This window comes from Pseudomonas sp. Sample_14, assembly GCF_004307515.1.
GTDB classification, from domain to species: Bacteria; Pseudomonadota; Gammaproteobacteria; order Pseudomonadales; family Pseudomonadaceae; genus Aquipseudomonas; species Aquipseudomonas atacamensis.
Genome location: NZ_RCOC01000008.1, coordinates 1 through 25,605, shown reverse-complemented (window position 1 = coordinate 25,605; position 25,605 = coordinate 1). Strand labels below are relative to the sequence as shown.

The window sequence follows — 25,605 nt, the reverse complement described above, 5'->3', positions numbered from 1 at the left end:
CTCGCTCCCACAGGTCCCCCTGATGCAAAGAAACAGCTGCAAGCAACCCGGCAGCTGTTAATCACAAGAATAAAAAAGATCCGAGGTGTTGCATGTCCGAGCTGTCCAAAGCGCGCATCCCCGACGCACCCGCCATTCAGCGTTTGCCCCTTTTGCAACTGATCCTGGTCGGTCTGCAACATGTTCTGCTGATGTACGGCGGTGCCATCGCGGTGCCGCTGATCATCGGACAGGCCGCAGGCCTGAGTCGTGAAGAAATCGCCTTCCTGATCAACGCCGACCTGCTGGTCGCCGGCATCGCCACTATCGTGCAGTCGCTCGGCATCGGCCCGATGGGCATTCGCATGCCGGTGATGATGGGCGCCAGTTTCGCTGCGGTCGGCAGCATGGTGGCCATGGCCGGCATGCCCGGCATCGGTCTGCAAGGGATCTTTGGTGCGACGATCGCCGCCGGTTTCTTCGGCATGCTGATCGCGCCGTTCATGTCCAAGGTCGTGCGTTTCTTCCCGCCGCTGGTGACCGGCACGGTCATCACCTCGATCGGTTTATCGTTGTTCCCCGTGGCCGTGAACTGGGCCGGTGGCGGTGTCGACGCCGCGCAATTCGGTTCGCCGATTTATCTGGCCATCGCTGCGCTGGTGCTGGCCACCATCCTGTTGGTTCATCGCTTCATGCGCGGATTCTGGGTGAACATTTCCGTGCTGATCGGCATGTGCCTGGGCTACGTACTGTGCGGCGCGATCGGCATGGTCGACCTCAGCGGCATGGCCAGCGCACCGTGGATTCAGTTCGTCACCCCGTTGCATTTCGGCATGCCGAAATTCGAGCTGGCACCGATTCTGTCGATGTGTCTGGTGGTGGTGATCATCTTCGTCGAGTCCACCGGGATGTTCCTAGCGTTGGGCAAAATCACCGGCCAGGAAGTCTGCCCGCGCATGCTCCGTCGCGGTTTGTTGTGCGATGCCGGCGCGTCGTTCTTCGCCGGTTTCTTCAACACCTTCACCCACTCCTCGTTCGCGCAGAACATCGGCCTGGTGCAGATGACCGGCGTGCGCTGCCGTTCGGTGACCATCGTTGCCGGCGGCCTGCTGATCGCCCTCAGCCTGTTGCCGAAAGCGGCGTTTCTGGTGGCATCGATTCCACCGGCGGTGTTGGGCGGCGCGGCGATTGCGATGTTCGGCATGGTCGCCGCCACTGGCATCAAAATCCTCCAAGAGGCGGACATCGGTGACCGCCGCAATCAGCTGCTGGTCGCGGTGAGCATCGGCATGGGCCTGATCCCGGTGGTGCGTCCGGAATTCTTCGCCCACCTGCCGATGTGGATGAGCCCGATCACCCACAGCGGCATCGCCATGGCCACCCTCAGCGCGCTGACCCTGAACCTGCTGTTCAACATCCTCGGCGGCAAGGAGCGTGCGGCGATCAATGATTGCCATGCGCACTGATTGAAACCACCACACCACCTGTGGGAGCGAGTCTGCTCGCGAAAGCGCTGTGTCCTTCAACATTGATGGCGACTGACACAACCGCTTCGCGAGCAGGCTCGCTCCCACAGGGACTACGCAACTGCTTGTGCCTCAAACAATAAAAACAACAGGGAGCAACAGATGATCCGCACGCAAAGCAACGTTCTGTTGAGTGGCGGCCTGCTGGCCGCGAGTCAGGCCATGGCCGGCGATCTGCTGCTGTGGCAGAGCAACAGCCTCAGCTATCTGTACGGCAAGAACTTCGCGATCAACCCGTCCTATCAGCAGACGGTCACCTTCGAGCACGCCGACAAGTGGAAGTACGGCGACAACTTTCTGTTCGTCGACAAGATCTTCTACAACGGCAAGGAAGACCCGAACAAAGGTCCGCACACCTTCTACGGCGAGTTCACCCCGCGCCTGTCGTTCGGCAAGATCCTCGACCGCAAGATCGAGTTCGGCCCGATCAAGGATGTGCTGCTGGCGATGACCTACGAGTACGGCGAAGGTGAAAGCGAGGCCTACCTGATTGGTCCCGGCTTCGATCTGAAAGTGCCCGGCTTCAACTACGTCACCCTGAACATTTTCCGCCGCCAGACCGAAGGCCCGCGCCCCGGCGATGGTGTCTGGCAGATCACTCCCGCGTGGTCCTACAGCTTCCCACTGGGCAATTCCGATGTGCTGATCGACGGCTACCTCGACTGGGTCGTCGACAACGACGAAAACTCGCGCGGCACCTACCACGCCAACCTGCACATCAATCCGCAGATCAAATACGACCTCGGCAAAGCCCTGGGCTGGAGCCAGAAGCAGATGTACGTCGGCACCGAGTACAGCTACTGGAAGAACAAATACGGCATCGAAAACAGCCACGCGTTCGATACCAACCAGAACACTGCCAGCCTGCTGCTGAAGGTGCACTTCTGAGATGGCCCGCAACCGTGCGCCATACCTGCCGTCGGTGCTCTGTTGCGGGGCACTTGAGCCTTGGCCGAGGAGTCAGTATTCTCCGCGGCCTTCCGAATTCGCTCTAAAAAAAAGCCCGAATTCAATTTCTGACCGAAAAGCCAACTTATCCCGGCTGCGGTCAGTCCTGAGGCATCCCGAAAACACGCTCGTCGACTGTTTTTCAGCAGCCGAACGGGCGTTTTTTGGTTTTTCAAAAGCCTTGGCGCAGCTTTTGCTACCAGCATTCAAAGCTGACCGATCGGATGAAATTTGCGGTACGAAAAAAGGCGCCACATCAGAGCGCCGAACTTAAAAAAATAACGTGGAACACCTACTTTGGGAGCAACCGAATGAAACGTATGTGCACCAGCCTGATGCTGGCCGGATCGATGTTCGCCGGCGGCCAGGCGATGGCCGAGGGCCTGCTGCAGTGGCAGAACAACAGCCTGACCTATCTGTATGGCAAGGACTTCCAGGTCAACCCGCGCATTCAGCAGACCGTGACCTTCGAGCACGCCGATGCCTGGAAGTATGGGGACAACTTCCTGTTCATCGACAAGATTTTCTACAACGGCAAGGATGATGGCGGCGTCGGCTCCAACACCTACTACGGCGAGCTCAGCCCGCGCCTGTCGTTCGGCAAGATCTTCGATCAGAAACTGGCCTTCGGTCCGGTGACTGACGTGTTGCTGGCCATGACCTACGAGTTCGGTGAAGGCGATACCGAGTCGTACCTGATCGGTCCGGGCTTCGACCTGGCGATTCCTGGCTTCGACTACTTCCAGCTGAACTTCTACCAGCGTCACACCCAGGGCGCACGCGCCGGTGACAATGTCTGGCAGATCACCCCGGTGTGGTCCTACACCATCCCGGTGGGCAAATCGAACATCCTCATCGACGGCTTCATGGACTGGGTGGTCGACAACGACTCCAATTCCAAGGGCGACTACCACGCCAACCTGCACTTCAACCCGCAGGTCAAATACGACTTGGGCAAGGCGCTGAATTTCGGCGAGAAGCAGTTGTATGTCGGTGTCGAGTACGACTACTGGTCGGACAAGTACGGGATCAAGGACAGCCAGTACTTCAAGACCGATCAGAGCACCACGAGCTTCCTGGTCAAGTTCCACTTCTGACCCTGAAAGCTTCGCGAGCAGGCTCGCTTCCACATTTAGACCGAGTTCCAATGTGGGAGCGAGCCTGCTCGCGAAGGCCTCACCGCAGATTTCAGGCGGGAGCTACTGCTTCAGATATCCGCAAAAACCGGCAAAGCTCCTCGCGCTTGGCCAACGCATCCCTGCGCCCCAGATCAATCAACTCGCTGCAATACCCCGCCTCGAACAGCAGATAACTGAGCACCCCCGCCCCGCTCGTCTTCGTCGCCCCCGGACCGCGCAGAAACAGGCGCAACGCTGCTGGCAGTTCCTGGCGATGCCGCGCGGCGATTTCGTCGATCGGCTGACTTGGCGCAATCACAAGCACCTCCACCGGCGCCACACCCAGCGCACGAGTAGGTGTGCCGGCCGGGAGCAAATGACTGAACTGATTCAGACGCTGCAGCAACTCGATATCGATCTCCAGACTGTCGATAAACGTGCTGTTGAGCATGTGCCCGCCGATCTGCGCCAGCGTCGGTTGCTGGCCGCTGTAGGCGCGCTCCAGCGGCTGCTGCGGATCGACGCCGCGCGGGTTGCCGCTGACGCCCACCACCAGCACGCGACTGGCACCCAGATGCAGCGCCGGGCTGATCGGCGCCGACTGGCGTACTGCGCCGTCACCGAAATATTCCTCGCCGATTTTCACCGGCGCGAACAACAGCGGAATCGCTGAACTGGCCAACAGATGATCGACCGACAATTGCGTCGGCACGCCAATGCGGCGGTGCCGCAGCCAGGCGTCGATGGTACCGCCGCCCTGATAGAACGTCACCGCTTGCCCCGATTCGTAGCCGAACGCGGTCACCGCCACCGCATGCAATTGCTTGCGCGCGATGGATTCGGCGATGCCGGGCAGGTGCAGTTTTTCCTCGAGCAGTTCGCGCAGCGGCGAACTGTTGAGCAGCGCCACCGGCATCTGCCGACCGAGGCCGAGCAGGCTGTGGCTGACGAAGCGGCTGGCTTGATGGATCACGCCCGGCCAGTCGCTGCGCAGCACGCGGTGGCTGCGAAAGCCCTGCCAGAACTGGGTCAGGCGTTCGATGGCGGCGCGAAAGTCCGTAGCGCCACTGGCCAGGCTGACCGCATTGATCGCCCCGGCCGAGGTGCCGACGATCACCGGAAACGGATTGTCCGCGCCGACCGGCAGCAACTCGGCAATCGCCGCCAGCACCCCGACCTGATAAGCCGCCCGAGCCCCGCCGCCGGAAAGAATCAAACCTGAAACCGGTTCAGCAGGACTCATCGCAACACTCCACAGTGCTTGTCAGTACGGGTGAATCAACGACGCTTGGGATAAAGCTTCGGCTCGCCCGGCGGGCGGCTCTTGAAACGCCGATGCGCCCACAGGTATTGCTCGGGGCAGGCACGCAAAGCGCTCTCGACCCACTGATTGATGCGGATGCAATCGGCCTCTTCGCTCTCGCCGGGGAAGTCTTCCAGCGGCGGATGAATTACCAGGCGATAACCACTGCCGTCGGCCAGACGTTCCTGAGTGAACGGCACCACCAGCGCTTTGCCCAGCCGTGCAAACTTGGTCGTCGCAGTGACGGTGGCGGCCTGAATGCCGAACAGCGGCACGAAGACGCTCTGCTTGGCGCCGTAATCCTGATCCGGCGCATACCAGATCGCCCGTCCCGAGCGCAGCAGTTTGAGCATGCCGCGCACGTCATCGCGCTCCACCGCCAGCGAATCGAGATTGTGCCGCTCGCGGCCACGGCGCTGGACGAAGTCGAACAAGGGGTTTTTGTGTTCGCGGTACATGCCGTCGATGGTGTGCTGCTGGCCGAGCAGCGCCGCGCCGATTTCCAGGGTGGTGAAATGCGCGGCCATGAGGATCACGCCTTTGCCTTCGCGCTGGGCTTTTTGCAGATGTTCAAGGCCTTCGACGTGGGCCAGTTTCGCCAGACGTTCGCGCGACCACCACCAGCTCATCGCCATTTCAAAAAAGGCAATGCCGGTGGAGGCGAAGTTTTCCTTGAGCAGGCGTTTGCGCTCGGCGGCGGATTTTTCCGGGAAGCACAATTCCAGATTGCGCCGGGCGATGGTTCGCCGGTCGCTGGCGACGCGATACATCAACGCGCCCAAAACTCGACCGATGGTCAGCAGCGCCGGATACGGCAGCTGCACGATCAGCCACAAAAGCCCCAGGCCGCACCAGAGCGGCCAGAAGCGCGGAGCAAGATATGCTTTTCGAAAACGCGGGCGATCCATTAAAGCTTCCGTAAATACAGTGGCCGCGCATTCTACATCGTTCGACCCGGCTTGCGGCTCGCGGGCGTTCTCGTTATAAGTCTCGGCACTTTTAGTGACAAGCCGTTGTATGCCGACATGAGCCAAACCGACCCGTTAGACCAAGATCCCGTATTCCAGCTCAAGGGCAGCATGCTGGCCATCACTGTGCTGGAACTGGCCCGTAACGACCTCGAAAGCCTCGATCGGCAATTGGCCGCCAAAGTCGCCCAGGCGCCGAATTTTTTCAGCAATGCACCGCTGGTCCTGGCGCTGGACAAACTGCCGCCCAACCAGGGCGCGGTTGACCTGCCGGGGCTGATGCGCGTCTGCCGTCAGCACGGCCTTCGTACCCTGGCCATTCGTGCCAGCCGCATCGAAGACATCGCCGCTGCCATCGCCATCGACATCCCCGTGCTGCCGCCCTCCGGCGCCCGCGAGCGCCCGCTGGAGACGCCGGAAGCCGAAGTCAAAAAGAAACCGGAAAAGCCGCCTGAGCCGAGCGTCAAACCGACCCGCGTAATCACCACGCCAGTACGTGGTGGCCAACAGATATATGCCCAGGGTGGCGATCTGGTAGTGGTCTCATCGGTCAGTCCGGGGGCGGAACTTCTCGCCGATGGCAACATCCATGTATACGGCCCGATGCGCGGCCGAGCACTGGCCGGCGTCAAAGGTGACACCAAGGCACGGATTTTCTGTCAGCAATTGAGCGCTGAACTGATCTCCATCGCCGGTCATTACAAGGTCTCCGAGGATTTGCGTCGTGATCCGATGTGGGGCTCGGGCGTTCAGGTGAGCCTGTCAGGCGACGTGTTGAACATCATTCGGCTTTAACGGATACTGCCGCATTTTCCAAGCATCTCTAAAACGTAGCGAAAACGGCTCAAACGAAGTAGGAAAAAGGCCCAAAGCCAAATTCCAGCCAAGGCTGTCCGACTGCAGTAGTTTTCAAGAGATGTTTTTCAGGGGCTGAACAGTCCTTCTTCCTTAGGGGTGAAACACCTTGGCCAAGATTCTCGTGGTTACATCCGGCAAGGGTGGTGTGGGTAAGACCACCACCAGCGCCGCTATCGGTACCGGTCTCGCTCTGCGCGGCCACAAAACAGTGATCGTCGACTTCGACGTGGGCTTGCGTAACCTTGATCTGATCATGGGTTGCGAGCGCCGCGTGGTGTATGACTTCGTCAACGTGGTAAACGGCGAAGCCAACCTGCAACAGGCACTGATCAAAGACAAGCGCCTGGAAAACCTCTACGTACTGGCGGCCAGCCAGACCCGCGACAAAGACGCATTGACCGTCGAAGGCGTGGAAAAAGTCCTGATGGAGCTCAAGGAACAATTCGAGTTCGTCGTCTGCGATTCCCCGGCGGGCATCGAGAAAGGTGCGCACCTGGCCATGTACTTCGCCGATGAAGCGATCGTCGTGACCAACCCTGAAGTGTCCTCGGTACGTGACTCGGACCGCATGCTCGGCCTGCTGGCGAGCAAATCGCGCCGCGCCGAACGTGGCGAAGACCCGATCAAGGAACACCTGCTGATCACCCGCTACCACCCGGAGCGTGTTGAAAAGGGCGAGATGCTCGGCGTTGAAGACGTCAAGGAAATCCTCTCGGTGACCCTGCTCGGCGTCATCCCGGAATCCCAGGCGGTGCTCAAGGCTTCCAACCAGGGCGTGCCCGTTATTCTCGACGACCAGAGCGATGCCGGTCAGGCTTACAGCGATACCGTCGACCGCCTGCTGGGCAAAGAAAAAGCCCACCGATTCCTCGATGTCGAGAAGAAGGGATTCTTCGAGCGCCTGTTTGGAGGTAGGTAATGAACCTTTTTGACTTCTTTCGTGCCAACAAAAAGCCAAGTACCGCCTCGGTAGCGAAAGAGCGTCTACAGATCATCGTGGCGCATGAGCGCGGCCAGCGCAGCACGCCGGATTACCTGCCAGCCTTGCAGAAGGAACTGGTCGACGTGATCCGCAAGTACGTCAACATCGGCAACGACGACGTACATGTTGCACTGGAAAGCCAGGGCAGTTGCTCGATTCTGGAACTCAACATCACCCTTCCCGATCGCTGAGTCGATCCGGCAGGTATGACGGCGGTTCAGGGCCATTCCCCAGTGGAATGGTCCTGAACCGCCGTTGGCATTTGTTACGAGGCTGTTTTAATGCCGCTGTCCAACATCCGCATCATCCATGAGGACGCCGCCGTACTGGTGGTCGACAAACCGACCCTGCTGCTCTCGGTGCCCGGTCGCGCTGACGACAACAAGGACTGCCTGATTACCCGCTTGCAGGAAAACGGCTACCCGGAAGCGCGCATCGTCCATCGTCTGGACTGGGAAACCTCCGGCATCATTCTGCTGGCCCGGGATGCCGACACCCATCGCGAGCTGTCGCGGCAGTTTCATGATCGCGAAACCGAAAAGGCCTACACCGCTTTGGCCTGGGGTCAGCCGGAACTGGACAGCGGCAGCATCGACCTGCCCCTGCGCTACGACCCACCGACCAAGCCACGGCATGTGGTCGATCACGAATTCGGCAAACATGCGCTGACGTTCTGGAAGGTGCTGGAACGTTGCGGCGAGTGGTGCCGGGTCGAATTGACACCGATCACCGGGCGCTCGCATCAACTGCGCGTGCACATGTTGTCGATCGGCCATCCGCTGCTCGGTGACGGGCTCTACGCCCACGAGCAAGCGCTGGCGGCCTGGCCACGTCTGTGCCTGCACGCGAGCATGCTCAGCTTCACTCACCCGCAAACCGGCGAACGCCTGCGCTTCGAGTGCCCGGCGCCATTCTGAAATGCGTGAATACTTTGAAAGCCCTTCCTTGCGAAGGGCTTTTTTTGTCCTGCCAGAATTCCACCGGCAATAGATTGACGTAAAGAACTGTCATAAAATTGTAATCAAATATAAAATCATGGCACTTCGATATCAGGCAGGAGGCCTCTTCCGTGTTCTGCAGCAAAACACTTCAATCCGAATACCCCATCGTGTGCGCATTCGGTAACACCACCCTGCACCTGAGCGAAGCACCCAGCATCCAGGCACGCCAAGCCCTGGAGCAGCTCATTAAAAAACGCCGCGCGCACAAACTGACCCGAGCCAGCGCACCGTTATCGTCCTGTGAAACACCACTCTTTGCCAAGGTCCAGCCATTGGACACGTTCAAGGCAAAGGTGCGGGTGAGTCTGAACAAACCGCAACGCAACGGGCGCTTCGACTGGCCGCTCGAAGAACTGATGAATTCCCTCGAAGCTCAGCGCCGGGGCGTGGAGATGCCTGCGCTGAAGGGCTATGGCTATACCCGCAGCAGACTCGGCCTGACCGAGGAATTTTTCCTCCTGACTCACCTGCTCGAAGGCCATATCGACGGCGCCGAATGCATCAGACGCAATCCCGCAAACATCGAAGCTTTCATCCTCGACGCGTTCCAATTGCTCAGCTCGCTCGCCAGCAAGAACATCACTCACATGGATTTCTGGGTGGGCAACATCATGGTGCCCGAGCAAACGCAAAGGCCACTCAAAGCCATCGACTTTGAAAACTGCTTCGCCGGCCCGACCGCGCACGCAAGTGAAACACTCGGTTTTCAACTCGGCTTCTTCTATCGTCGGGATATCTACAAGTTCATTACCGAAGCTGCCTACGATCGCCTGGTCGATCAATATCTCAGCGCGCTGCCCGGTCTATCGAGAGACAGGTTCGGGGCGGTCTATCAGTTGAGCAAACATGAATACGTCGGTCGCAAGCAGCGCCGAGAAGTCTTCCTCAGTGGCAGACTGATCACCGGTTGACGCCCACCCCGGCAACACTTTGAAGCAAGTGCCCGGCCTGCAAATCAGCGGAGCAATACGGTAGACTCGCGCCCCCCGCCGTATGGAGCCGCTTATGCGCGAAGCCTTCCCCCCCATGGAAAAAGTACCGCACCAGTTGCTCTACCTGATCTATGGTGACAAAGACGTTTATCGGCGCGAGGCGAAATTCAGCATCCTCACCGCCCTGGCACAACTGCAGCCAAGTGAATCACTGTGCATCCGAGTGCTGACCGATCGTCCGCAGGACTATGCCGGCTGGCCGGTCGATACCGTCACTTTGAGCGAGCAGACCCTGATCCAGTGGCAGGGTGAAAACGGCTACCACCACCGCCGCAAAGCGTGCGCCATTGCGCTGGGCCTGACACTCGCAGAAAAAACCCTGTTCGTCGATTCCGACACGCTGTTTCTTGATTCGCCGCACCGGCTGTTCAGCATGATCACGCCCGGGCGTTACGTGATGGACCGCTTCGAATACGACTGGAGTTACGTCTGTAACCGGGCAGACTACAAAAAACTCGCGCGCTGCCTGCAAGTCCACGGGATTTCGTCGGCGAACAGCTTCAAGCTCTACAACAGTGGCTTGTGCGGCGTCACCGATGGCGATTCAGCGCTGCTGGACAAGTCGATCCGGCTGATCGATGAGTGGACGCAGGGCCCGTTCGACATCCATACGATCGAACAGATTGCACTGTCGTTCGCCATTCGCGACCAACCGATCCAGGAAGCGAAGAAATTCGTCTATCACTACTTCGCCGACAAAAACTTCTTCCACGCCATGCAGAAACACTTTTTCGCCCGCCATGGCGAGGCCTTCCACCCCGAACTGCCAGCGCTGTGCACCGAGGTTCCGCGCAGCAAGCCCGTCCCCTCGACCTGGCAGCGCCTGCGCATCAAGTGGAAGCTGCGCAAAAAGCGCGGCGGCATGAAGAAAGTCGGCCGGGCATTGCTGTTCGGCAGTGCTGCACCTCCCCACCCGTATTACGAGATCTGCCGTCACGAATGGTGGGAATCGGCGTCGCGGGAAATACTGCGTTGGGACAGCGTTGCGCAAAAGGCCTTCTTCGGCAGCGGCAAGGGCTGGCCGAAGCACCTGCCGAAACCCGCCAGAAAGGATGATCAACAAGCCATCATCGCCTACCTGCGCAAGCGCATCGATCAGCACTCCTGAGCGTGCTTGCGCAAACCACTTGCCCAATGGCGCCGAGTGATGCGTTAAACTGCCGCCCATTGCTGTCTGGAGTTTCTTATGCGCGCAGAGTTGAACCAGGGCCTGATCGACTTTCTCAAGGCCTCCCCTACCCCGTTCCACGCCACCGCCAGTCTCGTTCAGCGTCTGGAGGCCGCCGGCTATGTGCGCCTCGACGAGCGCGAGCCATGGTCCACCGAGGCCAACGGCCGCTATTACGTCACCCGTAACGACTCCTCGATCGTCGCGATCAAAATGGGCCGCAACTCGCCATTGCACGACGGTATCCGTCTGGTCGGCGCCCATACCGACAGCCCGTGCCTGCGGGTCAAGCCGCAACCGGAACTGCAGCGTCAGGGTTTCTGGCAGCTGGGCGTCGAAGTCTACGGCGGTGCGCTGCTGGCGCCGTGGTTTGACCGCGATCTGTCGCTCGCCGGCCGCGTGACCTTCCGCCGTGACGGCAAGGTCGAGAGCCAGTTGATCGACTTCAAGGCACCGATCGCGATCATTCCCAACCTGGCCATTCACCTCAACCGTGAAGCCAACCAGGGCTGGGCGATCAACGCGCAGACCGAACTACCGCCGATCCTGGCGCAATTCGCCGGTGACGAGCGCGTCGATTTCCGCGCCGTGCTCACTGATCAACTGGCCCGCGAGCACGGCTTGAATGCCGACGTCGTCCTCGATTACGAGCTGAGTTTCTACGACACGCAAAGCGCGGCGGTGATCGGCCTGAACGGCGATTTCATTGCCGGTGCGCGTCTGGACAACCTGCTGTCGTGCTACGCCGGCCTGCAAGCGTTGCTCACCGCCGAAACCGACGAGACCTGCGTGCTGGTCTGTAACGACCACGAAGAAGTCGGCTCGTGCTCGGCATGCGGTGCCGACGGCCCGATGCTCGAACAGACCCTGCGCCGCCTGTTGCCGGAAGGTGACGAGTTCGTCCGCACCATCCAGAAATCCCTGTTGGTGTCGGCCGACAACGCCCACGGCGTGCATCCCAACTACGCGGACAAGCACGATGCCAACCATGGCCCGAAACTCAACGCCGGCCCGGTGATCAAGGTCAACAGCAACCAGCGCTACGCCACCAACAGCGAAACCGCCGGCTTCTTCCGCCATCTGTGCATGGCCGAAGAAGTCCCGGTGCAAAGCTTCGTGGTGCGCAGCGACATGGGCTGCGGTTCGACCATTGGCCCGATCACCGCCAGCCATCTGGGTGTGCGCACCGTCGACATTGGCCTGCCGACCTTTGCCATGCACTCGATTCGCGAACTGTGCGGCAGCCATGATCTGGCGCATCTGGTCAAAGTGCTCAGCGCGTTTTATGCCAGTCGTGAATTGCCGTAACGGCTGACAAGCTTCGCGAGCAGGCTCGCTCCCACAATTGAACTGCATTTCATTGTGGGAGCCAGTCATCTCCCCTTGCAATGCCAATCAACCTGTGGGAGCGAGCCTGCTCGCGAAAGCGCCTTTGCAGACAGCGGAATCCTCTCGGCCTGATGCATTCCTGAGCCACATCACACCCTGCCTCGAAAACCCGCCTAGACTGCAAGAATCCTCTACAGACAAGGCAGTCTCCATGATCTCGATGTCCTCCTTCCACGCCATGCTCATTCCCATCCTCAGCGGAATGATCCTGCTGGCCATCGGCTTCAACTTCCGCGACAAGAACGCCGGGGTGTTCGCCATGTGGATCGGCATGCTGATGATCCTCGCCACGGTGGTCTACAAGATCCTCGCCAAACTCAACGAATGACCGCGCCCGGCTCGCATTGCGCCAAGGGGCCTCGTACACTCCAGCGCATCCGCCTATCGCGAGGTTGTCTTCTGGTGTTTGCTCGTCTTTTTGCTTTGCCCGGTCTGCTGCTTGTCTGCCTGATGACGCTGCTGCCGCTGGCACCCGCCCAGGCAGTCGGTCTGCCCGGCCTGCTCAACACTTCCAAACCGCAGCCTGAAGCCGTGGAACCCCTCGGCCAGTCCTTGGACGAAGTGATCAAGTCGCTGGAAAACGACAAGCAACGCGCGCAGCTGCTCAGTGATCTGAAGAAGCTGCGCGACGCCACGAAAAAAGCGCAGGCCACCCCCGAAGAAGGCGTGCTGGGCCTGATCGGCGGCACCCTCGCAAACTTCGAAAAGCAGTTTTCCGGCGCCGACAGCCCGATTACCCGCTGGTCCAACGAATTCGATCTGGCCAAGGACGAACTGACCAGCAAGCTGCTGCCGGCCAATGAATGGCTGCCGATCATCTTCGGTTTCGCGGTGATCCTGATGGTCTGGAGTCTGCTCGCCGCCGCGCTGATCTGGCTTGGCCACCGCGTGCGTCTGCGCTTCGGCCTCACCGAAGAACTGCCGCAACACCCCAAGGCCCTCGATATGCTGCGTTTTGCCCTGCGCAAGCTCGGGCCGTGGCTGATCGCATTGGTGATAACGGTGTACATGAGCTACGTGCTGCCGTCGTCACTGGGCAAAAGCCTGGCGATGGTGCTGGCTTATGCCTTGGTGGTCGGCACCTGTTTTTCGGCGATCTGCGTGATCGCCTTCTCCCTGCTCGATGGCCCGCACCGCCATCGCGCGCTGTACATCCTGCGTCATCAGGCGTTTCGGCCGCTGTGGCTGATCGGCAGCTTCGCCGCGTTTGGTGAAGCGCTTAGCGATCCACGTCTGGTCGAGAGCCTGGGCGTGCATCTGGCGCACACCGCCGCGACCACTGCCAATGTGCTCGCGGCGCTGTCGACCGGCCTGTTCATTCTGCGATTCCGCCGACCGATCGCACACCTGATCCGCAATCAACCGCTGTCGCGGCGGCTGACCCGCCGCGCCCTCAGCGACACCATCGAAATCCTCGGCACCTTCTGGTACGTGCCGGCATTGGTGCTGGTCGGCATCTCGCTGTTCGCCACCTTCGTCTCCGCCGGCGACACCAGCACCGCCCTGCGCCAGTCGCTGATCTGCACAGTGCTGCTGGTGTTGTGCATGGTCATCAACGGCCTGGTGCGCCGCCATTCGCTGAAACCGCAACGCGGGCCGAAACGCCATGCGCTGTATTCGGAGCGACTGAAAAACTTCTTCTATACCCTGACGCATTTGCTGGTGTGGCTGATCTTCATCGAATTGGGCCTGCGCGTCTGGGGCCATTCGCTGATCGCGTTCGCCGAAGGCGATGGCCATGATATCAGCGTCAAACTGTTCAGCCTGATCGGCACGCTGATTTTCTCCTGGCTGATCTGGATCCTCGCCGACACCGCCGTGCACCACGCCCTCACCCGCTCGCGCAAAGGACTGGCGAATGCTCGGGCGCAGACGATGATGCCGCTGATCCGCAACGTGCTGTTCGTGGCGATATTTATCATTGCGCTGATCGTCGCCCTGGCGAACATGGGCATGAACGTCACGCCGCTGCTGGCCGGTGCCGGCGTGATCGGTCTGGCCATCGGCTTCGGTGCGCAGTCGCTCGTCGCTGACCTGATCACCGGCCTGTTCATCATCATCGAAGACTCCCTGGCCATCGATGATTACGTCGACGTCGGCGGCCACCTCGGCACCGTCGAAGGCCTGACCATCCGCACCGTGCGCCTGCGCGACATCGACGGCATCGTCCACACCATCCCGTTCAGCGAAATCAAAAGCATCAAGAACTACTCGCGGGAATTCGGCTACGCCATCTTCCGCGTCGCCGTGCCGTACAACATGGAAATCGACGACGCGATCAAACTGATGCGCGACGTCGGCCAGAAGATGCGCAGCGATCCGCTGCAACGCCGCAACATCTGGTCGCCGCTGGAGATTCAGGGTGTAGAAAGTTTCGAGTCCGGCAGCGCGATTTTGCGCGCACGGTTCAAGACTGCGCCGATCAAGCAGTGGGAAGTTTCCCGGGCGTTCAATTTGTCGTTGAAAAGGCAACTGGATGAGGCGGGACTGGATCTGGCGACGCCGCGGATGAGTGTGCAGGTGATTACTGCCGGCGGCGGTCAACCGAAGGAATAGCACTCAGGCGCACGGTTGCAGTCACAGGCAAGGAAGCCCACAACAATAATCAAGGAGAAGCCCATGCAACTGACGCGCATTGCCCAGACCCTTTTGCTCGCCCTGGTCGCCAGCCATGCCAGCGCCGCGACGATGGACAGCGCCCGCACGCGCATCGCCGAGCAGGCGCAGAAGCTCGAACCGGAGCTGCTGGAAACCCGCCGCGACCTTCACGCTCATCCAGAACTTGGCAACACTGAAAAACGCACCGCTGAACTGGTCGCCAAACAGCTGCAAGCCATGGGCCTGGAAGTGAAAACCGGCGTCGCCCGCACCGGCGTTGTAGCCGTGCTGAAAGGCGCCCTGCCCGGCCCGACCGTGGCCCTGCGCGCCGACATGGACGCGCTGCCGGTCAAGGAAGTCTCCGATTTGCCGTTCGCTTCGAAAGCCAAAGGCACGTATCTCGACAAGGAAGTCGACGTCATGCACGCCTGCGGCCACGACGCCCACACCGCCATCCTGCTCAGCGCAGCGAAAATTCTGACGGGCATGCGCGACACCCTGCCCGGCACCGTGGTGTTCTACTTCCAGCCCGCCGAGGAAGGCCCGAGCGATTTCATTCCCGACGGCAAAAATACCTGGGGCGCGAAGATGATGGTCGAGGAAGGCGTGATGAGATCGCCGAAACCCGACGCGGTATTTGGCCTGCACGTCTGGGCGGGCGTCCCCGCCGGCCAGATCGCCTACCGCCCCGGCCCGACCCTGGCCAGCTCCGACGACCTGCGCATCAAGATCCAGGGCAAACAAACCCACGCCGGCCGCCCCTGGGACGGCATCGATCCGATCACCGTCGGCGCGCAAACCATCGTCGGCCTGCAAACCGTGGTCAGCCGCCGCACCGACATTTCCTCTTACCCGTCGGTGGTCAGCATCGGCACCATCAACGGCGGCACCCGCTACAACATCATCCCCGAATCGCTCGACATGACCGGCACGATCCGCTCCTACGACTACGGCATCCGCCAGAAACTGCACAGCGACGTGCGCCAGACAGTCGAGAAAATCGCCGAAAGCGGCGGCGCCAAAGCCGACGTCACCATCATCGAAAAATACGACCCGACGATCAACAACCCGGCACTGACCGAGAAAATGCTGCCGACATTGAAGTGGGCGGCCAAGGATGATGTGGTGCAGGGACCGCTGGTGGGTGGGGCGGAAGATTTCTCGTTCTTCGCCAAGGAAGCGCCGGGGTTGTTTGTGTTTCTTGGGGTGACGCCACGGGATCAGGACATGAGCAAGGCCGCGCCGAATCACAATCCGGGGTTCTTTGTCGATGAATCGGCGTTGGTGGTTGGAGTGAGGACATTGGCGTCGTTGGCGACGGATTATTTGTATGGGAATGCGGCGGTGGGCAAGTAGAGAGGGGGTGACTGTGGGAGCGCAGCGACCAGAAGATCAAACCACATCAACCCCTACGTGAATCGCATCATGCCGCCAAAACTCCAGATCACAATCAATCAACCGCCCATGCTGGTCATAATTGACCCGAGCAATCCTCAGTCCCGGACTCCCCACCGACACCCGTAAAGCCGCCGCCGCATCGACAGATAAAGACGTAGGCACGATCTCAAACCGCACCCGCCCATAGTGCAAATCGAAATGCCGCGCATACAACTCGGTGATCGACTGATTCAAATCAAACTCGAGGATCCCCGGAAAAAACTGCGGATTCAGATAGTGCTCCACATACAACACCAGTCGCCCATCAATGCGCCGCGAGCGGCAAATCTGGATCACGCTCGACAACGCCGGCAGCTGCAACCACGCACACACCGCCGCGGAAGCCGGCTGCAACCGCGCCGAAATCACCTCGGTCGAAGGTTCGCGCCCCTGCGCACTGACCATGGCGTGAAAGTGACTGCGCTGCATCAGGTTGTACGCCAGACGCGGCGGCGACACGAACCAGCCGCGCCGCTCCTCACGGTAAATCTGCCCCTGCGCCTCAAGCTGCAACAGCGCTTCACGCACAGTGATCCGCGTCGTCCCGAACAACTCGCTCAGCTTGCGTTCAGCGGGCAACTTGCTCCCGGCCGCCAGCAAACCGTGATCGATTTGCTCCTGCAGCACCTGGCCAATCGCTGTCACCGCTTTCGTTGCCTCATCGCGCATCAACGTTACCTATCTGGACTAGACCAGCACTGTTTTCGGGGCAAATCCGAACGCCGATCAAAGCGCCTTCGTATGTTGCAAGCCTAGGCAGTGCAGATGACCGACAGATGACAAAACTACCGAACGGTCGCTTTCACGGCTTGCAATACATCGGCCAAGTCCCCTGCCTTACGGGGCTTTGGGTATGGTCTACGCTGATCTGGCACCTTCCTGACAATGGTTGATAAAAGATCAGCCACGATGCCATCGACATCAAAATGTCATCCAGCCGACCTAAATTGGCTCAGGTATTGCTGACCTAGACCAAACTAACCGTAATCGCAGCGTTGAACACGACCAAGGAGCTTCGGAATGAAACAGCTTTTCCTGGCAACACTGTTAGGCTCGACCATCGCTATGTGCACCGCCGCCATGGCGGCCGACACCGATCTGAAAACCCTCGAAGCCGCTGCAAAAGCGGAAGGCGCGGTCAATAGCGTCGGCATGCCCGACAACTGGGCCAACTGGAAAGGCACGTGGGATGACCTGGCTGCAAATTACGGCTTGAAACACATCGACACTGACATGAGCTCGGCCCAGGAAATCGCCAAGTTCGCCGCTGAAAAAGACAACGCCACCGCCGACATCGGTGACGTCGGCGCTGCTTTCGGTCCGATCGCGGTCAAGCAAGGCGTGGTGCAACCCTACAAGCCAAGCACTTGGGATCAGATTCCGGACTGGGCCAAGGACAAGGACGGCAACTGGGCGCTGGCCTACACCGGCACCATCGCCTTCATCGTCAACAAGAAGCTGCTGCACGGCTCCGACGTACCGACCAAATGGGCTGACCTGAAAACCGGTAAATACAAAGTCTCCATCGGCGATGTAAGCACCGCCGCCCAGGCCGCCAACGGTGTCCTCGCTGCCGCACTGGCCAATGGCGGTGACGAGAAAAACATCAAGCCCGCCCTGCTGTTGTTCGCCGATCTAGCCAAACAGGGTCGTCTGTCGATGGCCAACCCGACCATCGCCACCATGGAAAAAGGCGAGATCGAAGTCGGCGTGGTCTGGGACTTCAATGGTCTGAGCTACAAGGCCAAGATGGCCAACCCGGATGATTACGTAGTGCTGATTCCATCGGACGGCTCGGTGATTTCCGGCTACACCACGATCATCAACAAGTACGCGAAAAACCCCAACGCCGCCAAGCTGACCCGCGAATACATCTTCAGCGACGCCGGCCAGACCAACCTCGCCCGCGGCAACGCCCGGCCGATCCGCGCCGAACACCTGCAACTGCCGGAAGACGTGAAAGCCAAACTGCTGCCAAACGAGCAGTACAAGAAGGTCACGCCGGTCAAGGACGCCGACGCGTGGGAAAAGACCTCCAAAGCCCTGCCACAGCAGTGGAACGAAGAAGTCATCGTAGAAATGAAGTGATGGCTTGACCCATTGCTTGATCCGACAAAGATCCCTGTGGGAGCGAGCTTGCTCGCGAATGCGGTTATTCATTCAACATTGATGTTGGCTGATCTGACGCCTTCGCGAGCAAGCTCGCTCCCACAAGGGATTGAGTTGATTTCGGAATATCTGAATTTCGCGGAGTTCTTGCCCCTATGAAGCACAACGTCATCCTTGTCGTGCTCGACGGCCTCACCTACGAGGTTGCGTGTCACGCCATGGGGCATCTGCAGGCTTATGTTGGCGCAGGACGCGCGGCGCTCTATCAACTGGAGTGCGAACTGCCGGCCCTGTCCCGACCGCTTTACGAATGTATTCTCACCGGCGTGCCGCCGATCGACAGCGGCATCGTCCACAACAATGTCTCGCGCTTGTCCAACCAGCGCAGCATCTATCACTACGCCCGCGATGCCGGGTTGAAAACCGCCGCTGCGGCGTATCACTGGGTCAGCGAGTTATATAACCGCTCACCGTTCGTGGCGGCGCGCGACCGCCACACCAACGATCCGACGCTGCCGATCCAGTACGGTCACTTCTACTGGAACGATCATTATCCGGATTCGCACCTGTTCGCCGACGCCGAAAGCCTGCGCTTGCGCCACGCGCCGGATTTCCTCCTGATCCACCCGATGAACATCGACGACGCCGGGCACAAGCACGGCCTCGACAGCTCGCAATACCGCAACAGCGCGCGCTCGGCTGACGTCATCCTCGCCGACTATCTGCAGAGCTGGCTCGACGCTGGTTATCAGGTATTGGTGACCGCCGACCACGGCATGAACAACGATCGCTCGCACAACGGCCTGCTGGCGGAAGAACGTCAGGTGCCGCTGTTCGTTCTCGGCAATGCGTTCAGCCTCAACCCTGACGCCACGCCGACGCAGACCGAGCTCTGCGGCACAATTTGCGAACTGCTCGGCGTACCCCACGACAAACCTGTGTGCCGGGAGCTGCTCAAGTGAATGCCATGAATCGCGGCAAATGGCTCGCGGCGCTGTGTCTGGTGCCCTTCGCGCTGTTCTTTATCGTCTTCGAAATCGCCCCGCTGGTCTGGGTGATGATCAACAGCTTGCAATCGGAAGAGTCCGGCTGGGGCCTGGCCAACTTCAGCAAGATCTTCGGTTCGAAGTTCTATCGGCAGGCGATCCAGTACAGCCTGGAGATCAGTTTCTGGTCGAGCGTATTCGGCATCATCATCGCCGTGCTGGGTGCGTACTCGTTGCGTCGAGTTGATTCAAAGCTACGCAACTTCGTGAATGCCTTCGCCAACATGACCAGCAATTTTGCCGGCGTGCCGCTGGCGTTCGCCTTCATCATCCTGCTCGGTTTCAACGGCAGCATCACCATCATGCTCAAGCAGTCGGGGATCATTCAGGACTTCAACCTGTATTCGAAAACCGGCCTGATCATCCTCTACACCTACTTCCAGATCCCGCTCGGTGTGTTGCTGCTCTACCCGGCTTTCGACGCTCTGCGTGAAGACTGGCGCGAGTCCGCCGCACTGCTCGGCGCCAACGGCTGGCAGTTCTGGCGGCACATCGGCCTGCCGGTGTTGACGCCGGCGTTGCTTGGCACGTTCGTGATCCTGCTGGCCAACGCCCTCGGCGCCTACGCCACGGTTTATGCGCTGACCACCGGCAACTTCAACGTTCTGCCGATCCGTATTGCGGCGATGGTCTCCGGCGACATTTCCCTGGACCCGAACCTGGCCAGCGCCCTGGCTGTGGTGCTCGTGGCGCTGATGACCATTGTCACCGTCGTGCATCAATTGCTGTTGAAGAGGAGCTACCATGTCTCGCGCTGAATCCGGCCCGGCCGGCCTCTACCACCGCGTCGTGGTTTATCTGCTGTTCGCCATTCTGCTGTTGCCGCTGCTGGGCACGCTGGTCTATTCGATCGCCAGCAGTTGGTCGGCAACGATTCTGCCCAGCGGTTTCACCTTCAAGTGGTACATCCAGCTGTGGAGCGATCCGCGCTTTCTGCATGCATTCGGTCAGTCGCTGATCGTCTGTGTCGGCGCGCTGGTGCTCTCGGTGGTGCTGATCCTGCCGTTGCTGTTCGTCGTGCATTACTACTTTCCGAAACTCGATGCGCTGATGAACATCCTCATCCTGCTGCCCTTCGCGGTACCGCCGGTGGTGTCCTCGGTAGGGCTGTTGCAGCTCTACGGTTCCGGGCCGATGGCGATGGTCGGCACACCGTGGATTCTGATCGGCTGCTACTTCACCGTGGCGCTGCCGTTCATGTACCGCGCGATCACCAACAACCTGCAAGCGATCAACCTGCGCGACCTGATGGACGCCGCGCAACTGCTTGGCGCCAGCACTTTTCAAGCGGCGTTTCTGGTGGTGCTGCCGAATCTGCGCAAAGGCCTGATGGTGGCGCTGCTACTGTCGTTCTCGTTCCTCTTCGGTGAATTCGTGTTCGCCAACATCCTCGTCGGCACCCGCTACGAAACCCTGCAGGTGTACCTGAACAACATGCGCAACAGCAGCGGCCACTTCACCAGTGCGCTGGTCATTTCGTATTTCTTTTTCGTGCTGGTCCTGACCTGGATCGCCAACATCTTGAACAAGGACAAAAGCGAATGAGCTACGTCAGCGTCCAACACCTGCAGAAAAGTTATGCCGGCACCACGGTGTTCAGCGACATCGATTGCGAAATCAACAAAGGCGAGTTCGTCACCCTGCTCGGCCCGTCCGGGTGCGGCAAGTCGACTTTGCTGCGTTGCATCGCCGGGCTGACCCCGGTGGATGGCGGCAAGATCCTCCTCGACGGCGTCGACATCGTGCCGTTGAGCCCACAGAAACGCGGGATCGGCATGGTCTTTCAGAGCTATGCACTGTTCCCCAACATGACCGTCGAACAGAACGTCGCCTTCGGCCTGCGCATGCAAAAGGTCAACGCCGATGACAGCCACAAGCGCGTGGCAGAAGTGTTGAAACTGGTTGAACTGCACGACTTCGCCAGCCGCTATCCGCATCAACTGTCCGGTGGTCAGTGCCAGCGCGTCGCCCTCGCCCGCTCACTGGTAACCCGCCCGCGCTTGTTGCTGCTGGATGAGCCGCTGTCGGCGCTCGATGCACGGATTCGCAAGCACTTGCGCGAACAGATCCGTCAGATCCAGCGCGAACTCGGCCTGACCACGATCTTCGTCACCCATGATCAGGAAGAAGCGCTGACCATGTCGGACCGGATTTTCCTGATGAATCAGGGAAAGATCGTCCAGAGCGGCGACGCCGAAACCCTCTACACCGCGCCGGTCGATGTATTTGCCGCCGGCTTCATCGGCAACTACAACCTGCTCGACGCCGAGGCTGCGTCGAAGCTGTTGCAACGAACGATCAACCACCGCATCGCCATCCGCCCGGAAGCCATCGAACTGAGCCTTGACGGCGAACTCGACGCGCAGATCCGCAGCCACAGCCTGCTCGGCAACGTCATTCGCTATCGCGTCGAAGCGCGCGGCGTGGAACTGGTGGTCGATGTGCTCAACCGCTCCGCCGCCGATCTGCATCCCGACGGACAGCGCCTGGCACTTTCCATCGATCCAACGGCCTTGTGCGAAGTAGCATAAAAGCAGCTGCAAGCTTCGAGCTACAAGCTTCAAGTTGTAGACTGCGGCGTACTTGATTCCAATTCTTGCAGCTTGAAGCCTCATGGCTTGAAGCTGTTCTCGGAGAGAACCGATGGCTTTGGCAATTTTTGATCTGGACGAAACGTTGATCCACGGCGACTGCTCCTCGCTATGGAGTGAGCAGATGGTCCGCCTCGGCTGGGTCGATGGCGAGTCGTTCATGCAGCGCGACAAGGAACTGATGGATGCCTACGGCCGCGGACATCTGGCGATGGAAGACTATATGGCCTTCAGTCTCGAACCATTGATAGGCCGCACCCCTGAGGAAATCGAGCACTTGGTTGGCCCGTGGGTGGAAGATTTCATCGAGCCGATCATCTTCAGCGACGCGACCAAAACCATCGCCGCCCACCGCAAGGCCGGCGACCGGATTCTGGTGATCTCGGCATCCGGTGCGCACTTGGTTCGCCCGATCGCTGATCGTCTGGGCATCGACGAGATATTGGCCATCGACCTGGAAGTCGCCCATGGCGTGTACAGCGGCAACACCGTCGGCACCCTGACTTACCGCGAAGGCAAGATCACCCGCTTGCTGGAATGGCTGGATGCCGAAGAAGAAAACCTCGAAGGCGCGAGTTTTTATTCCGATTCGCGCAATGACTTGCCGCTGCTGTTGAAAGTGGATTTTCCACACGTGGTCAATCCGGATCCGGTGCTACTCGAGCACGCCGAAAAGGCCGGCTGGCCGATCCACCTCTGGAAATAAAAAGCAAAAGATCGCAGCCTTCGGCAGCTCCTACTTTTGGAATGCGTGCCTCTGTAGGAGCTGCCGACGGCTGCGATCTTTTGACCTTGTTTTGCTGTCAGCTCAAACCCTCATCGATCACCAACACCAACTTGCCCGCCACCGTATTGCTCGCCAGTTCGGCAAACGCTGCTTCGGCATCCTTCACCGCAAACGCTTTGGCCAATTGCGGACGCAAGCGGCCCTCGGCAAACAGCGGCCAGACATGCTGGCCCAGATCACTGAGCAGATCGGCCTTGAACTGATCGCCACGACTGCGCAACGTTGAACCGAGCAGTTGCACACGCTTGGCCAACACCTGCGCCAGATCCAGTTTCGCCTCGCGCCCGCCCATCAAACCGATCAGCACCCAACGCCCGTCCAGCGCCATCAGCTTGAGGTTCAATGCTGAATAATTGCCGCCCACCGGATCGAGAATCACGTCGAACGGCCCGAAGTCGCGCAGGCTCTCCAGATCATCGGTACGCACCACGCCGCCCTGCGCACCCAGCGCTTCGCAGTAAGCCAGGCGCTCGGCGGAACCGACGCTGACCCAGCACGGGTTACCGAAGGCTTTGCACAGCTGAATGGCGGCTGAACCGATGCCACTTGCGCCGGCGTGCAGGAGAATTTTCTCACCGGGCTTCAACGCTGCAAGTTGAAACACATTCAGCCAGACGGTGGCGTACACCTCGGGCAATGCCGCCGCCTCGATCAGCGAAACACCTTCGGGCACCGGCAGCACGTGCCGTCCGTCGACGACCACCTCTTCGGCCATGCCGCCCCCGGCCAGCAAGGCGCAAACCCGGTCGCCGACCTGCCAGGACGAGCCCGCACCGACTTCGCTGATCACCCCGGAGCACTCAAGACCAAGCACTTGGCTGGCCCCGGGTGGTGGCGGATAAAGCCCTGCCTTCTGTAATAAATCGGCGCGATTGAGGCCGGCTGCCGCCACCCGGATGCGGACTTGTCCTACATCGCAGGTAGGACTCGGCTCTTCAACCCATGCCACTTGACCTTCAACGCCTTGCAATGCCTTCACACTGCCTCCATAGTGAGTCTGGACTGAGCCCGAAGCTGTAGCGCCGGGCTTTTTGCATTATGCGACCGGCTCTCAAAGAACCGGCGACTTCAAAGACGGCCTAATATGCGTTATCAATTGTCCCCGCGTCGAATCAGCATGAAGCATCTGCTCCCCAGCACCGCCCTCGCTCTTTTCATCGGTATCGGTCTGTTGCCGGTGTCGGGCACCACATTCGCAGCCAACAGCTGGGACAAGTTGCAGCCTGATCGCGATGAAGTCATCGCCAGCCTGAACGTCGTCGAGTTGCTCAAGCGTCACCACTACAGCAAGCCGCCGCTCGACGATGCGCGCTCGGTGATCATCTACGACAGCTACATCAAGCTGCTCGACCCGTCGCGCAGCTATTTCATGGCCAGCGATATCGCCGAATTCGACAAGTGGAAGACGCAGTTCGACGACTTCCTCAAAAGCGGCGACCTCAACGCCGGGTTCACCATCTACAAGCGCTATCTGGACCGCGTCAAGGCGCGTCTGGACTTCGCCCTTGCCGAGCTGAACAAAGGCGTCGACAAGATGGACTTCAACACCAAGGAGACCTTGCTGATCGATCGCAAGGACGCGCCTTGGCTCAAGTCCACCGCGGAACTAGACGACCTGTGGCGCAAACGCGTCAAGGACGAAGTGCTGCGCCAGAAGATCGCCGGCAAAGACCCGAAGCAGATCCAGGAAACCCTGACCAAGCGCTACAAGAATCAGCTGGCGCGTCTGGACCAGACCCGTGCCGAAGACATCTTCCAGGCGTACATCAACACCTTCGCCATGTCCTACGACCCGCACACCAATTATCTGTCGCCGGATAACGCGGAAAACTTCGACATCAACATGAGCCTGTCCCTCGAGGGCATCGGTGCCGTGTTGCAGAGCGACAACGATCAAGTGAAGGTCGTGCGTCTGGTGCCGGCAGGCCCGGCGGACAAGACCAAGCAGGTCGCTCCGGCCGACAAGATCATCGGCGTCGCCCAAGGCAATAAAGAGATGGTCGACGTGGTCGGCTGGCGCCTGGACGAAGTGGTCAAACTGATTCGCGGTCCGAAAGGCACCGTGGTGCGCCTGGAAGTGATCCCGGCGAGCAATGCGCCGAACGATCAGACCACCAAGATCGTGCCGATCACCCGTGAAGCGGTGAAGCTCGAAGACCAGGCCGTGAAGAAGTCGATCCTCAGCCTGAAACAGGACGGCAAGGACTACAAACTTGGCGTGATCGAGATCCCGGCCTTCTACCTCGATTTCAAGGCATTCCGTGCCGGCGATCCGGACTACAAGAGCACCACTCGCGACGTCAAGAAGCTGCTCACCGAGCTGCAGAAGGACAAAGTCGACGGCGTGGTCATCGACCTGCGCAACAACGGCGGCGGCTCCCTGCAGGAAGCCACCGAACTGACCAGCCTGTTTATCGACAAAGGTCCGACCGTGCTGGTGCGTAATGCCGATGGCCGTGTCGACGTCCTCGAGGACGAAAACCCGGGCGCGTTCTACAAAGGCCCGATGGCGCTGCTGGTGAACCGCCTGTCCGCCTCGGCTTCGGAAATCTTCGCCGGCGCCATGCAGGACTACCACCGCGCGCTGATCATCGGTGGTCAGACCTTCGGCAAAGGCACCGTGCAGACCATTCAGCCGCTGAACCATGGCGAACTGAAACTGACCCTGGCCAAGTTCTACCGTGTCTCCGGGCAGAGCACCCAGCATCAGGGCGTGCTGCCGGACATCGACTACCCGTCGCTGATCGACACCAAGGAAATCGGCGAAAGCGCCCTGCCGGAAGCCATGCCGTGGGACACCATCCG

At 59.9% G+C, this 25,605-nt stretch carries 24 protein-coding genes; 20 read left to right on the top strand and 4 right to left on the bottom strand.

Annotation, left to right across the window (positions count from 1 at the left end; genetic code table 11):
• Positions 1–92 precede the first annotated feature (92 nt).
• From D8U61_RS01380 to D8U61_RS01370, 3 genes are all read left to right on the top strand, one after another.
• Entirely contained in the window at positions 93–1,445 is a 1,353-nt protein-coding gene (locus D8U61_RS01380; RefSeq protein WP_130926295.1) for a nucleobase:cation symporter-2 family protein, read from the top strand.
• Positions 1,446–1,607: 162 nt separating this feature from the next.
• Positions 1,608–2,393: an outer membrane protein OmpK gene (locus tag D8U61_RS01375; RefSeq protein WP_130926294.1), complete on the top strand. Its 786-nt coding sequence runs from the start codon at positions 1,608–1,610 to the stop codon at positions 2,391–2,393.
• A 371-nt stretch (positions 2,394–2,764) separates the two neighbouring features.
• Complete coding sequence (locus D8U61_RS01370) at positions 2,765–3,550, top strand: outer membrane protein OmpK (RefSeq protein WP_056784020.1); 786 nt, start codon at positions 2,765–2,767, stop codon at positions 3,548–3,550.
• 91 nt (positions 3,551–3,641) lie between these two features.
• On the opposite strand, the gene D8U61_RS01365 is transcribed toward D8U61_RS01370, so the two are convergent.
• Positions 3,642–4,814, bottom strand: a complete 1,173-nt coding sequence (locus tag D8U61_RS01365) for a patatin-like phospholipase family protein (protein ID WP_130926293.1) — start codon at positions 4,812–4,814, stop codon at positions 3,642–3,644.
• 35 nt (positions 4,815–4,849) lie between these two features.
• Complete coding sequence (locus tag D8U61_RS01360; protein WP_016773752.1) at positions 4,850–5,782, bottom strand: lipid A biosynthesis lauroyl acyltransferase; 933 nt, start codon at positions 5,780–5,782, stop codon at positions 4,850–4,852.
• A gap of 117 nt (positions 5,783–5,899) precedes the next feature.
• Between D8U61_RS01360 and minC the strand changes: the two genes are divergently transcribed.
• The 10 genes from minC (at position 5,900) to D8U61_RS01315 (ending at position 16,186) form a co-directional block, all read left to right on the top strand.
• Positions 5,900–6,637, top strand: a complete 738-nt coding sequence (gene minC, locus D8U61_RS01355; protein WP_024012205.1) for a septum site-determining protein MinC — start codon at positions 5,900–5,902, stop codon at positions 6,635–6,637.
• Between the two features lie 169 nt (positions 6,638–6,806).
• On the top strand, positions 6,807–7,619 hold the full coding sequence (gene minD / locus D8U61_RS01350; RefSeq protein WP_007913953.1) for a septum site-determining protein MinD: 813 nt from the start codon (positions 6,807–6,809) through the stop codon (positions 7,617–7,619).
• On the top strand, positions 7,619–7,873 hold the full coding sequence (gene minE / locus D8U61_RS01345) for a cell division topological specificity factor MinE (RefSeq protein ID WP_003223146.1): 255 nt from the start codon (positions 7,619–7,621) through the stop codon (positions 7,871–7,873). The genes minD and minE overlap by 1 nt, the downstream gene beginning before the upstream one ends.
• A 90-nt stretch (positions 7,874–7,963) precedes the next feature.
• Positions 7,964–8,599, top strand: a complete 636-nt coding sequence (locus D8U61_RS01340; protein ID WP_125927494.1) for an RluA family pseudouridine synthase — start codon at positions 7,964–7,966, stop codon at positions 8,597–8,599.
• A 152-nt stretch (positions 8,600–8,751) separates the two neighbouring features.
• On the top strand, positions 8,752–9,594 hold the full coding sequence (locus D8U61_RS01335; protein WP_125918591.1) for a hypothetical protein: 843 nt from the start codon (positions 8,752–8,754) through the stop codon (positions 9,592–9,594).
• Between the two features lie 94 nt (positions 9,595–9,688).
• A complete protein-coding gene (locus tag D8U61_RS01330) occupies positions 9,689–10,783 on the top strand; it encodes a hypothetical protein (protein WP_130926292.1) in 1,095 nt (364 codons plus the stop codon).
• A gap of 78 nt (positions 10,784–10,861) precedes the next feature.
• On the top strand, positions 10,862–12,151 hold the full coding sequence (locus D8U61_RS01325; protein ID WP_016773748.1) for a M18 family aminopeptidase: 1,290 nt from the start codon (positions 10,862–10,864) through the stop codon (positions 12,149–12,151).
• A gap of 232 nt (positions 12,152–12,383) precedes the next feature.
• Positions 12,384–12,560 (top strand): hypothetical protein, encoded by a 177-nt coding sequence (locus D8U61_RS27730; RefSeq protein WP_016773747.1) that lies wholly within the window; start codon positions 12,384–12,386, stop codon positions 12,558–12,560.
• 74 nt (positions 12,561–12,634) lie between these two features.
• Positions 12,635–14,788: a mechanosensitive ion channel domain-containing protein gene (locus D8U61_RS01320; RefSeq protein WP_016773746.1), complete on the top strand. Its 2,154-nt coding sequence runs from the start codon at positions 12,635–12,637 to the stop codon at positions 14,786–14,788.
• Positions 14,789–14,851: 63 nt separating this feature from the next.
• A complete protein-coding gene (locus D8U61_RS01315) occupies positions 14,852–16,186 on the top strand; it encodes an amidohydrolase (protein ID WP_130926291.1) in 1,335 nt (444 codons plus the stop codon).
• A gap of 36 nt (positions 16,187–16,222) precedes the next feature.
• On the opposite strand, the gene phnR is transcribed toward D8U61_RS01315, so the two are convergent.
• Positions 16,223–16,936, bottom strand: coding sequence for a phosphonate utilization transcriptional regulator PhnR (gene phnR, locus D8U61_RS01310; RefSeq protein WP_016773745.1), 714 nt, complete (start codon positions 16,934–16,936; stop codon positions 16,223–16,225).
• Positions 16,937–17,287: 351 nt separating this feature from the next.
• On the opposite strand from phnR, the gene D8U61_RS01305 reads away from it, so the two are divergent.
• From D8U61_RS01305 to D8U61_RS01280, 6 genes are all read left to right on the top strand, one after another.
• Complete coding sequence (locus tag D8U61_RS01305) at positions 17,288–18,355, top strand: ABC transporter substrate-binding protein (RefSeq protein ID WP_130926290.1); 1,068 nt, start codon at positions 17,288–17,290, stop codon at positions 18,353–18,355.
• Between the two features lie 176 nt (positions 18,356–18,531).
• Positions 18,532–19,338 (top strand): alkaline phosphatase family protein, encoded by an 807-nt coding sequence (locus D8U61_RS01300; RefSeq protein WP_130926289.1) that lies wholly within the window; start codon positions 18,532–18,534, stop codon positions 19,336–19,338.
• Positions 19,339–19,343: 5 nt separating this feature from the next.
• Positions 19,344–20,180 (top strand): ABC transporter permease subunit, encoded by an 837-nt coding sequence (locus tag D8U61_RS01295; protein ID WP_161984092.1) that lies wholly within the window; start codon positions 19,344–19,346, stop codon positions 20,178–20,180.
• On the top strand, positions 20,167–20,967 hold the full coding sequence (locus D8U61_RS01290) for an ABC transporter permease (RefSeq protein ID WP_016773742.1): 801 nt from the start codon (positions 20,167–20,169) through the stop codon (positions 20,965–20,967). The genes D8U61_RS01295 and D8U61_RS01290 overlap by 14 nt, the downstream gene beginning before the upstream one ends.
• Complete coding sequence (locus tag D8U61_RS01285; protein ID WP_130926288.1) at positions 20,964–21,953, top strand: ABC transporter ATP-binding protein; 990 nt, start codon at positions 20,964–20,966, stop codon at positions 21,951–21,953. Before D8U61_RS01290 ends, D8U61_RS01285 begins: the two co-directional genes overlap by 4 nt.
• Positions 21,954–22,065: 112 nt before the next feature.
• Entirely contained in the window at positions 22,066–22,719 is a 654-nt protein-coding gene (locus tag D8U61_RS01280) for an HAD family hydrolase (RefSeq protein ID WP_110645117.1), read from the top strand.
• Between the two features lie 97 nt (positions 22,720–22,816).
• On the opposite strand, the gene D8U61_RS01275 is transcribed toward D8U61_RS01280, so the two are convergent.
• Positions 22,817–23,779: a zinc-binding dehydrogenase gene (locus D8U61_RS01275; RefSeq protein ID WP_130926287.1), complete on the bottom strand. Its 963-nt coding sequence runs from the start codon at positions 23,777–23,779 to the stop codon at positions 22,817–22,819.
• Between the two features lie 138 nt (positions 23,780–23,917).
• Between D8U61_RS01275 and D8U61_RS01270 the strand changes: the two genes are divergently transcribed.
• A partial coding sequence (locus D8U61_RS01270; RefSeq protein WP_177433295.1) for a S41 family peptidase occupies positions 23,918–25,605 on the top strand: 1,688 nt, incomplete at its 3' end.